The organism is Caulobacter sp. P1_B12_2 (genome assembly GCF_056406675.1).
This window is the reverse complement of record NZ_JBFTZS010000156.1, coordinates 1-9,385: the sequence shown is the minus strand read 5'-3', so window position 1 is coordinate 9,385 and position 9,385 is coordinate 1. Positions and strand designations below refer to the sequence as shown.

Annotated in this window: 12 protein-coding genes; 6 read left to right on the top strand and 6 right to left on the bottom strand. The window is 68.5% G+C overall.

Annotated features, from left to right (window positions below):
* From AC1DZ6_RS11735 to AC1DZ6_RS11725, 3 genes are all read right to left on the bottom strand, one after another.
* Window positions 1-166 (bottom strand): TetR/AcrR family transcriptional regulator (locus AC1DZ6_RS11735; RefSeq protein ID WP_477097356.1); only part of this gene is annotated, 166 nt, incomplete at its 3' end.
* A gap of 85 nt (window positions 167-251) precedes the next feature.
* The gene (locus AC1DZ6_RS11730; protein ID WP_477097354.1) at window positions 252-899 is read right to left on the bottom strand and encodes a TetR/AcrR family transcriptional regulator; all 648 of its coding nucleotides are present in this window, start codon (window positions 897-899) and stop codon (window positions 252-254) included.
* Complete coding sequence (locus AC1DZ6_RS11725) at window positions 896-1,123, bottom strand: CC0731 family SpdR-regulated protein (protein WP_477097355.1); 228 nt, start codon at window positions 1,121-1,123, stop codon at window positions 896-898. The genes AC1DZ6_RS11730 and AC1DZ6_RS11725 overlap by 4 nt, the downstream gene beginning before the upstream one ends.
* A 329-nt stretch (window positions 1,124-1,452) precedes the next feature.
* Between AC1DZ6_RS11725 and AC1DZ6_RS11720 the strand changes: the two genes are divergently transcribed.
* Window positions 1,453-1,650, top strand: coding sequence for a twin transmembrane helix small protein (locus tag AC1DZ6_RS11720; protein ID WP_477097353.1), 198 nt, complete (start codon window positions 1,453-1,455; stop codon window positions 1,648-1,650).
* 79 nt (window positions 1,651-1,729) lie between these two features.
* A complete protein-coding gene (locus AC1DZ6_RS11715) occupies window positions 1,730-2,308 on the top strand; it encodes a cob(I)yrinic acid a,c-diamide adenosyltransferase (protein WP_477097352.1) in 579 nt (192 codons plus the stop codon).
* A 197-nt stretch (window positions 2,309-2,505) separates the two neighbouring features.
* Here AC1DZ6_RS11715 and AC1DZ6_RS11710 read toward each other — a convergent pair whose 3' ends face one another.
* Together AC1DZ6_RS11710 and AC1DZ6_RS11705 are read right to left on the bottom strand one after the other, a co-directional pair.
* Window positions 2,506-5,469 (bottom strand): VIT domain-containing protein, encoded by a 2,964-nt coding sequence (locus tag AC1DZ6_RS11710; RefSeq protein WP_477097351.1) that lies wholly within the window; start codon window positions 5,467-5,469, stop codon window positions 2,506-2,508.
* 74 nt (window positions 5,470-5,543) lie between these two features.
* Window positions 5,544-5,810 carry a hypothetical protein gene (locus tag AC1DZ6_RS11705; RefSeq protein ID WP_477097350.1) on the bottom strand — a complete coding sequence of 89 codons (267 nt, stop codon included), beginning with the start codon at window positions 5,808-5,810 and terminating at the stop codon, window positions 5,544-5,546.
* 246 nt (window positions 5,811-6,056) lie between these two features.
* Here AC1DZ6_RS11705 and AC1DZ6_RS11700 point away from each other — a divergent pair, with 246 nt between their 5' ends.
* The 3 genes from AC1DZ6_RS11700 to AC1DZ6_RS11690 all read left to right on the top strand — a co-directional run bounded on the left by AC1DZ6_RS11700 (window position 6,057) and on the right by AC1DZ6_RS11690 (window position 8,321).
* Window positions 6,057-6,803, top strand: coding sequence for an electron transfer flavoprotein subunit beta/FixA family protein (locus AC1DZ6_RS11700; RefSeq protein ID WP_477097349.1), 747 nt, complete (start codon window positions 6,057-6,059; stop codon window positions 6,801-6,803).
* On the top strand, window positions 6,803-7,744 hold the full coding sequence (locus tag AC1DZ6_RS11695) for an electron transfer flavoprotein subunit alpha/FixB family protein (RefSeq protein WP_477097348.1): 942 nt from the start codon (window positions 6,803-6,805) through the stop codon (window positions 7,742-7,744). Before AC1DZ6_RS11700 ends, AC1DZ6_RS11695 begins: the two co-directional genes overlap by 1 nt.
* Before the next feature lie 112 nt (window positions 7,745-7,856).
* Window positions 7,857-8,321, top strand: coding sequence for a hypothetical protein (locus tag AC1DZ6_RS11690; protein WP_477097347.1), 465 nt, complete (start codon window positions 7,857-7,859; stop codon window positions 8,319-8,321).
* A gap of 117 nt (window positions 8,322-8,438) precedes the next feature.
* On the opposite strand, the gene AC1DZ6_RS11685 is transcribed toward AC1DZ6_RS11690, so the two are convergent.
* A complete protein-coding gene (locus tag AC1DZ6_RS11685) occupies window positions 8,439-8,567 on the bottom strand; it encodes a hypothetical protein (protein WP_477097346.1) in 129 nt (42 codons plus the stop codon).
* 128 nt (window positions 8,568-8,695) lie between these two features.
* On the opposite strand from AC1DZ6_RS11685, the gene AC1DZ6_RS11680 reads away from it, so the two are divergent.
* Window positions 8,696-9,385 (top strand): LysR family transcriptional regulator (locus AC1DZ6_RS11680; RefSeq protein ID WP_477097345.1); only part of this gene is annotated, 690 nt, incomplete at its 3' end.

The window sequence follows — 9,385 nt, the reverse complement described above, 5'->3', positions numbered from 1 at the left end:
CCGCCTTGGAGGCGAAGGTGGTGAAGACGCTGCCGACAGAAACCCCCGCCCGTTCGGCGATCGCCCGAATGGTGGTCTCTTCGTAGCCCGTCTCGTTGAACAGGTCGCGCGCGGCGTCGAGAACCTTCTCGCGCGTTGCCTGTTTTTGCTCGTCTCTTACGCCCACGCACCGTCCCCCCGGATAGCCTGCGTCGCTCTATTTAATCCGGCGGCGGACGCTCAGACAAAGAGCGTCCGCCCTCGGTCGTGAATTACGCGCGTGCGCCCGCCAGGATGACTTTCAGTTGATCCGAAAGTCGCGACAGCAGTGCCTCGACCGACCAGGCGTCGAAAATCGCCCGGCGATAGTTGGCGACATACACGTCCCAGATGATCTCGGCGAGCAACTTAACGTCAGCGTCACTCTTGAGTTCATTGCGCTCGACACCGCGGGTCAGAACACCGGCCAGCAGGGCGAAGATGTGCTTGAGGTGACCGCGGTTGCGGCGCTCGGCGGTTTCCGACCGCGTCCAGGACACGGCGATGCTGGCCTGCAGCAGCGGAAGTTGCTCGACATGGAAGCCGTAAGCGACGGCGAACATGCCGATCACGCCTTCTTCCACGGTGGTCGCGGTCGTGCCGGCCTGCTTCATCTGGGCGTAGATGACTTCGTAGTCGGCGGTCAGGATCTCGTCGAACAGTTCGCTCTTGTCCGAGAAGCTGGCGAACACCGCGCCGGTCGACATGCCCGCGGCCTGGGCGATGTCGCGGATGGTCGCGCCTTCGTAGCCCCGCTCGGTGAACAGGCGACGGGCGGCCGACAGGACGCGTTCGCGCGTGCGCTGCTTGGCCATGGCCCGGCGCGTCAGCTTGACGGGGGCGTCGGTCGGGGACTCGATGTTCAGGGATACAAAGCTCATGCGGCAGTCTCCAGGCGAGCAAGCGCGGCTTCGGCGCGCTTCTCGAATTCAAGGCAATATTCGTCGACGACGCCGGTGAGGACGTCGGCGTAGCGGCGCGCCAGGGCGCGCCCATCCTGCGCGGCGTCGCGCAGGTCGGTGATCAGTTGACGGACTTCAGCCATGGCGGCTTCGCGTTCGGACGCGGAGAAGTCGGCGACGGCGATGCGAGCGCTCTGAGCCATTCTGGTTCTCCTGCCTCCCCGCTGAAAAAGGGCGCTGACATGACCTGCGGTGAGGAGTTGATCATGTTCAACGAACGCGTACTGGAATTTGAAGGTGGCGCGTTTAGCCCCTGCTGCAAGGGCGCGCAACCGAAAAACTGAACAAAAACCGGCAAACTGCAGCGTTACCGTCATGTATGGTACCGTTAGCGCCGGGTCACTGCGACAAATGCACTCAACGAACAGAGTCGGCGAATCTCGATATGCAACCCGAGGGCGCCGACGAAGCTTCGCTTTTCGATTCGGTTCGCGCTCTGGCCAAGCCTGGGGGGAGCGCTTAGCTTGCGGCCATGAGCCACCTGTTCGATTTCCTGATCCCGATCACGCTGGGCGCGGTCCTGATCACCCTCTGCATCGGCATCTACGCCCTGTTCCGGGGCGGCGAGTTCGGGCGGTCCTATTCCAACAAGCTGATGCGCCTGCGCGTCGCGCTGCAGTTCCTGGCCGTGCTGGTGCTGGTCGCCGCCTTCTGGTGGCGCAGTCACTGATACGCCAGCTCTCTGAATGGGCGAGCTAGGCATAAGGTTGCGCGACGGGCGTTAGGACGCCGCGCGAGGAGCGTCTCTGATGGTCACCCTGAACCGCATCTACACCCGCACCGGCGACAAGGGCCTGACCCGGCTGTCGACCGGTCAGCCGGTCAGCAAGGCCAGCCTGCGGGTCGAGGCCTATGGCGGGGTCGACGAGACCAACGCCTTCATCGGCGTGGCGCGCCAGCACACGAAAGGCGACGCCGAACTCGACGCCCTGCTCGAGCGCATCCAGAACGACCTGTTCGACCTGGGCGCCGACCTGGCCACCCCCGAGCAGAACGAGAAGCCCGAATGGGAGCCGCTGCGGGTGGTCGACAGCCAGGTCGAGCGGCTGGAGCGCGAGATCGACCTGATGAACGCGCGCCTCTCGCCGCTGACCTCGTTCGTTCTCCCCGCCGGCAGCCCCGCCTCGGCCGCCCTGCACGTGGCCCGCACGGTCTGCCGCCGCGCCGAGCGCAAGCTGGTCGAGCTGATGGGCGTCGAGGGCGAGATCGTCGGCGAACCGGCTCTGCGCTACCTCAACCGCCTGTCGGACCTGCTGTTCGTCGCCGCCCGCCGCGCCAATGACGACGGGGCGGCGGACGTGCTCTGGAAGCCTGGGGCGACGCGGTAATTCTGAAACCCCTCTCCCAGAGGGAGAGGGAGGGACCCGCCGCGCAGCGGGGGGAGGGTGAGGGGTTACACCCTCACCACAGTTCTCAAGGCGCCCTGCCGGCACGCCGGTTGACGTCTTACCCCCTCACCCTCCCAAGCTTCGCTTGGGCCCCTCCCTCTCCCCATGGGAGAGGGGTTGCGAGCGGCGAAGAGCCCCTACTTCTTCCCCTGCCCGATCACGAACCGGCCCACCTTCATCGCGCCGTCGTCTTCCTTCTTCAGCTCGATGGTGAAGGACTCCTGCTTCTCGGTCCGGCGGCCCCAGTCGCGGAACAGGCGCACGCGCACGGTGCTGGGGCCGTTGGGGTCCAGCACGTCCGAGGCGTAGACATTGACCCGCAGCACGTATTCGCCGTTCGGGGCGCGGCGCAGCAGGTACTCCTCGGGCCCGAAGCCGGCGGTCATGTCGTTGGACAGCCGGCCGCCGATCTGGGTGGTGGGGTTGCTGTAGATCGCCTGTTCGCCGGTGGGCTCGTCGACCCACAGGTCCATGTCGGTCTGGTCGGTGTTCCACTCCAGCACCGCGCGGATGTCGACGTCGAGCAGGGCCACCAGGCGCGGATCCAGCACCGTCTGACTCAGGCCCAGCGCCTTCATCCGGGCGACCAGGTGGTTGGCCTCCATCAGGGCGATCAGCTCGATCCCGTCATAGTCGCTGTCCCAGGGACGGACGATCACCTCGTTCAGCAGGTCCAGGGCCCGGCGGTGGTCGGCCGCCCGCGCCGCGCCGGTCTCGCCGTCGCCGCGTGCGATCAGGACCAGGGCCAGGTCGCGGCGCGGCTGCGGACGGTCGGGCTCGAGGAACAGGATCCGCTCGCGCAGCCACACCGCCCGGTCCAGCGCGCCATAGGCCTGCAGCCGGTCGGCGACGATGATCATCGTCTTGCCGTTGGCCCCCGGCACGTCCAGGGCGGTCAGCACGACCGACACCGCCTCGCCCTTGCGCCCGGACCCGAACAACTGCTCGGCGACGTCGAAATAGAAGGCCGGGGCGTCGCCATACTGCTTCTCCAGCTGGGCGTAGCGCCCGCGCCAGGCCTGGGCCGGCGTAGCGGCCAGGGCCTTCAGATAGGGCCGGTCGGGATTCCATTCGGCGGCCTCCACCGCGATGTCGCGCGCCGGGGTCTCGTCGCCGCCGCCGGAGCGACGGGCGGCCGTGGTGACGACCTCCTCGACCATGGGATCGCCGGCGGCGTAGCCCTGCGGCGAGGCGGCCTTGGCGACCGCGGGCGGGAGCGCCATGTCGGCGGAAGTCGGCGCCATCATGGCCGGAGCGGGCGGCGGCGGCGGAGGCGGAGGCGGAGCCCCGCGAGGCGCCGGCCAGCGCGTCTCCTCGCGATCCCGGCGCCAGGTCTTGCTGGGCGTGTGGGTCTTGGACCACCACGCCTTCTGCTCGGTCCACGCCTCGACGATCCGATCGAAACGCTCGGCCCGGATCTCGGCCTGCTCCGTCTTGCGGGCGATCACTTCGCGGCGATAGTCGTCGCCCATCGCCGCGCCGGCCGAGGGCGGCGGCGCGACGTCGGCGTCGAGATAGTCCTGGACGGTTTCCAGCACCACGAAACTGGCGTCCTCGGTGGCGACGTTGTAGCGCCGCGCCAGGGCCAGGGCCGCGTCGCCGTCGGGGCGGTCGGTGGCCAGCAGGGCGGCGACGGCCTCGCGTCCCCACAGGGCGCCGACCCCGTCGAAGGCCTGGACCGGGCCGTCCAGCGGCAGGGTCCGCGCCACGCCGTCGGGACCGGCGAACCGCAGGGCGTTGGCGGCCGGGGTCTTGCCGATGATCCACCAGCGGCCGCTGGGCCCGGCCACCAGGCGATGCTCCACCGCCTGGCCGTCGTCGGCCACCAGGGTGAAGGCCGGCGGCCCGGCCGAGGTCAGGCGCGCCAGGGCGGCCTCGGGGCCGATCGCCGACAGGTCGACATGGGTCCCGCCGCCACGCTCGGCCAGGACCGACAGGAAATTGCGGTCCGCGTCCTTGGCGCTGGACAGGGCCAGGGTCCGGCAGGGCGGCGGCTTGGCGGCCCAGCTGTCCACGGTCATGCGGCCGTCGGAGACCAGGATGCAGGTGTCGGCCTTCCCTTCGCCCGCCGCGAACACGCCCGTCAGCGCACTGGCCCCGCCATAGGTCACCGCGTTCAGCGCCGTCGCCAGGGCCTCGCCGGTCGGGGCGGCCAGCAGGACCGCGCGGGGCGCGTCGTCGGCGAAGGTCACCAGCTCGATCGAGCGGGGCCGCGCGGCGTCGACATAGCGGCGCAGCACCGCGATCTCGCCCTTCAGGTCGTCGTCCGACCGCGAGCGCGAGCGATCCCAGTAAAGGCGCAGCCGCCCCGTCGTCGCGGCGTGGACGTCGTACGGCAGCCGCAGCTCGAAGAACCGCTCGCCGTTGGCGTGGCGGCTGAGCTGGATCGGCGCGGCCGGGCTCCAGGCCCCGATCGTCAGCCCGCGCGACAGGGTGACGTCCTTGGTCGTCGCCGAGGCGGTCAGGCCGTCGCCGTCCTTGGTCCAGGTGAAGGACAGGTCGGACCCGGCGAGGGTCGGCGGCGCGGCGGCGCCCAGCACGGTCACGGCCAGCTTGACCTCGCCCACCGCCTCGTCGGTGAGCAGGGGCAGGACGAACCCGCCGTCGGCGGCCAGGGGGCTGACATAGCGCAGGCGGATCGTGCGGCCCTTGCCCGGCAGGATCGGGAAGATCTGGGTGTGGAAGCTGTTGTCGGCGGTCACCTCGGCCAGGCCCGGGTCGATCCCGGCCCGCACGCGGTTCTCATAGACCAGCCGCGCCTGGCGCTTGCCGGTCAGCACCCCGTCGACCATGCGGCCGTCGATGTCGAGGGCGTAGCCGTTGACCACCGCCCCGGCCGGCAAGGCCAGGGTGAAGTCGCCTTCCATCACGTCGTGGGTGGGGTTGTCGAAGCGGGCCTCGACCACGGTCTGGGCCAGGCCGCCCGACAGGGTGGTCCGGACGTCCAGCCGGCCGATCCGCAGGGCCTTGTTCTGCCGGCCCTCCGCGTCCGGGCTGACGACGCCGCGCGTCCGGGCGATCAGCACCGGATTGGCGGTCTGGGCCGCCCAGGCGCCGACCCCGCACAGGGCCAGCAAGGCCGCGACCAGAACAACCTTCATGACCGACGTCTCCCCTTGTTAGGGAGAGCTATTCAGAAATTACACGTGTAGACAAGAGGTGTCGCGGCGGCCGGCTACTTCTTGGGGGCGCGCTCGGCCCGGGGGCCGTCCATCTTGTTCGGATCGGTGTTGATCGGCGGCAGGTTCAGCGGCCGGCGGGTCAGGGTCTCGATCGGATAGATCGTGCCGCACTTCATCCAGCGACCCGCCCAGGCCCCGCCGCGCGCGTCGCAACGCGCCTTCGGCCAGACCCACATGGCGTGATAGGCGAAAACGCCGACGCACGACGCCAGGAAGATGGCGAAGAAGGTCCACTGCAGGCGGGTGATGTTGCTCTTCATGAGCCGCCTCATACTGGCCCGCCGCGAGACTGGCCAGAGGCTAAAAGCGTGCGGCGGCGCTGGGCTTGGATCGTCAGCTTGAGTGTGCAGCGCAGCAGACGCACGCACCGAACTATCGTACAACTGTTTGAACGTAACGGACGCGAATGCGTTACGCTTACGTCAGGGGAAACTTGCAAACCTGCGCGGACACGCTAATCCCGTCGGCGCAGGCAGGAAAAACTAGCCAGGAGGCGGCGTAGACCGATGAAGGTTCTGGTCCCGGTCAAACGGGTTATTGATTACAACGTGAAGGTCCGGGTGAAGCCCGATCAGACCGGTGTCGACCTGGCGAACGTCAAGATGTCGATGAACCCCTTCTGCGAGATCGCGGTCGAGGAAGCCGTGCGTCTGCGGGAAAAGGGCGTCGCCACCGAGGTGGTCATCGTCTCCATCGGTCCGCAACAGGCGCAGGAAACCATCCGCACGGCCCTGGCCATGGGCGGCGACCGCGGCATCCTGATCACCACCGACGCCGATCCCGAGCCGCTGGCCGTGGCCAAGCTGCTGGCCGCCGTCGTGGCGGAAGAGCAACCTAACCTCGTCCTGATGGGCAAGCAGGCGATCGACGGCGACAACAACGCCGTGGGCCAGATGCTGTCGGCCCTGCTGGGCTGGCCGCAAGCCACCTACGCCTCGGCCATCGAGGTTTCCGGTTCGACCGCCAAGGTCACCCGCGAAGTCGACGGCGGCCTGCAGGTGCTGGACGTCGATCTGCCCGCCGTGGTCACCGCCGACCTGCGCCTGAACGAGCCGCGCTACGCTTCCTTGCCCAATATCATGAAGGCCAAGAAGAAAGAGATCGCGGCCAAGACCGTCGCCGACTACGGCGTCGACGTCGCCCCGCGCCTCAAGGTCGTCAAGGTCGCCGAGCCCGCCAAGCGCTCGGCCGGGATCAAGCTGGAATCCGCCGCCGACCTCGTCTCCAAGCTCAAAACCGCGGGGGTGCTCTAATGGCCGTTCTCGTCGTCGCCGATAACGACAACGCGCACCTGCGCGATGGCACCCACAAGACCGTCACCGCCGCCCTGCAGCTGTCGGGCGACGTGGACGTTCTGGTCCTGGGCAAGGGCGTCTCCGGCGTCGCCGCCGAGGCCGCCAAGATCGCCGGCGTCCGCAAGGTGCTGGTGTCCGAGAGCGAGGCCCTGGGCCATGGCGTCGCCGAAGCGGAAGCCGACGCCGTCCTCGCCCTGGCCGGCAATTACGACGCGATCCTGGTTCCGGCCACCTCGGGCGGCAAGAACTTCGCCCCCCGCGTCGCCGCCAAGCTGGACGTCGCCCCGATCAGCGAGATCGTGGAAGTCGTCTCGGCCGACACCTTCGTTCGCCCGATCTACGCCGGCAACGCCCTCGAAACCGTCCAGACCTCGGACGCCAAGAAGGTGATCACCGTTCGTCCCACCGCCTTCGCGGCGGCCGGCGAAGGCGGCTCGGCCCCGATCGAGACCGTCGGCGGCGCAGACGCGGCCAAGACCCGCTTCGTCAGCGAAGAGATGGTCAAGTCCGACCGTCCGGAACTGGCGGCGGCCAAGATCGTCGTCTCGGGCGGCCGCGCCATGGGCTCGGCCGAGGAGTTCCAGAAGGTGATCGAGCCCCTGGCCGACAAGCTGGGCGCCGCCGTCGGCGCCTCGCGCGCGGCCGTGGACGCCGGCTATGCGCCGAACGACTACCAGGTCGGCCAGACCGGCAAGGTCGTCGCCCCGGCGCTGTACATCGCCATCGGCATCTCGGGCGCCATCCAGCACCTGGCCGGCATGAAGGACAGCAAGATCATCGTCGCGATCAACAAGGACGCCGACGCCCCGATCTTCCAGATCGCCGACTACGGCCTGGTGGCCGACTACAAGTCCGCCGTGCCCGACCTGATGGACGCCCTGACGGCGGCCGGTAAGTAAGGCTTTCGCGGTTCGCGAATAAGAGAAGGCCCGGGAGCGATCCCGGGCCTTTTTCTTTGTCGACCAGCGACCGTCCCTGTCGCTAGAACGACGCGAGGATAACGGAGCCCCAATGGCCAAGCCTACGATGATGCAACAGTACCATCTCGGCTTGTTCCGGTTCGTGCGAGTCTTTGGTCTGGTGTTCGCGGTCGGCTCGGTTCTGACCCTGGCCACCAATGTTCCAGGGCTGGTGAGGGCCGGCGATGTTGGTCAGTGGGCGATCAATTTGGCGGCCGGGACCGGGTTCCTTGCGATCGGACTACTCCTATACATCGGGTCGGGTCGGGCGCTGAGCCAGTATCGCGACTACGTCGTCGACCTGACCGCCCTAAAAACCTGCAAAACTTGCGGGCGCGCGCTCAACGTCGAGACCGACGCCCTGTCCGAGGATTGCGGCGGTGATTGCTGGGGCTGCGTGGGCGCGAACGAGATGGATTGGGAGCCATCCGCCGCCCAGGTCAGACGGGAAATTCAAGACGGCCTTCGCAACGCTGACGGCTCGCCAAAAAGGCCTGTCTTCCCGGGCGAAGCGTAGCGTAGACCCGGGACCGACGCCTGAGCGCCGCGCTTCCGGCGGTCCCGGATCGGCGCGCTTCGCGCTTGTCCGGGATGACAACGCAATGATGCTGACGCAGCGCCCTCAACCTCCCTCTCACCGAGGGCTGTGGATCGGGACGCTGGACGCCCAGACTTCGGCGTTGGGGAGCGGGGTCGACAGCTTGTCGACCGAGGCGAACAGGAAGGTCAGCACGGCGACGCCGGAGATCAGAAGCAGTTTCATCGGAGCACCTGTGAGCGTGGGTTTCGGCCTCAGCGGCCTTGCTCAGGTAAGATGCCCCTATCGAACGGGCTTTACGAACGATGGTATCTAAGCGAACTTGTCAGCTCGACTAACAAGCTTGAGTCGCCATGCGCCTGCCCCCGTTCCTGACCCTGACCGCCTTGGAGGCCGCCGCCCGCCATCGCAGCTACAGCCGCGCGGCCCGCGAGCTGTTCGTGACGCACGGCGCGATCAGCCAGCAGATCCGCAAGCTGGAGGATGAGCTGGGCACCAAGCTGTTCGTCCGCCAGGGCAACGCCATGGTCCCCACCGCCACCGGTCAGCGCCTGGCCGACCAGGTCACCGCGGCCCTGGCCACCCTGCACGCCGGGGTCGACGACGCCCGGCTGGCGGCGCGCGGGCCGCTGGTGATCAGCAGCAGCGCCGCCTTCGCCAGCCGCTGGCTGGTCACCCGCCTGCAGCGGCTGGCGGCCGAGACCGGCGAGCCCGACCTGATCGTCCGCGCCGAGGACCGGGTGGCCGACCTGACCACCGACGGCGTCGACATCGCCCTGCGCTTCGGCTGCGGCGGGTGGCCGGGCGTCGAGGCCGCCACCCTGATGATCGAGCGGATCTTCCCGGTCTGCAGCCCCGACTTCCTGGTGCGCCACCCGATCAAGGAGCCGCGCGACCTGCTGGACGTGCCGCTGCTGCGCCATGTGGGCCTGCCGTGGGCGATCTGGCTGACGGCCATGGGCGTCGACGAGGCGCCCAAGCAGCAGGGCCTGGGCTTCGAGGACACCGCCCTGATGCTGGACACCGCCGCCCACGGCGTACGC

Excerpts from the sequence above, each read along its gene's own strand:
- AC1DZ6_RS11690 (WP_477097347.1), top strand. The coding sequence starts at position 7,857 with ATGGCCAAGCCTACGATGATGCAACAGTACCATCTCGGCTTGTTCCGG.
- AC1DZ6_RS11700 (WP_477097349.1), top strand. The coding sequence starts at position 6,057 with ATGAAGGTTCTGGTCCCGGTCAAACGGGTTATTGATTACAACGTGAAG.
- AC1DZ6_RS11720 (WP_477097353.1), top strand. The coding sequence starts at position 1,453 with ATGAGCCACCTGTTCGATTTCCTGATCCCGATCACGCTGGGCGCGGTC.
- AC1DZ6_RS11725 (WP_477097355.1), bottom strand. The coding sequence starts at position 1,123 with ATGGCTCAGAGCGCTCGCATCGCCGTCGCCGACTTCTCCGCGTCCGAA.
- AC1DZ6_RS11705 (WP_477097350.1), bottom strand. The coding sequence starts at position 5,810 with ATGAAGAGCAACATCACCCGCCTGCAGTGGACCTTCTTCGCCATCTTC.
- AC1DZ6_RS11715 (WP_477097352.1), top strand. The coding sequence starts at position 1,730 with ATGGTCACCCTGAACCGCATCTACACCCGCACCGGCGACAAGGGCCTG.
- AC1DZ6_RS11685 (WP_477097346.1), bottom strand. The coding sequence starts at position 8,567 with ATGAAACTGCTTCTGATCTCCGGCGTCGCCGTGCTGACCTTCCTGTTC.
- AC1DZ6_RS11695 (WP_477097348.1), top strand. The coding sequence starts at position 6,803 with ATGGCCGTTCTCGTCGTCGCCGATAACGACAACGCGCACCTGCGCGAT.
- AC1DZ6_RS11710 (WP_477097351.1), bottom strand. The coding sequence starts at position 5,469 with ATGAAGGTTGTTCTGGTCGCGGCCTTGCTGGCCCTGTGCGGGGTCGGC.
- AC1DZ6_RS11730 (WP_477097354.1), bottom strand. The coding sequence starts at position 899 with ATGAGCTTTGTATCCCTGAACATCGAGTCCCCGACCGACGCCCCCGTC.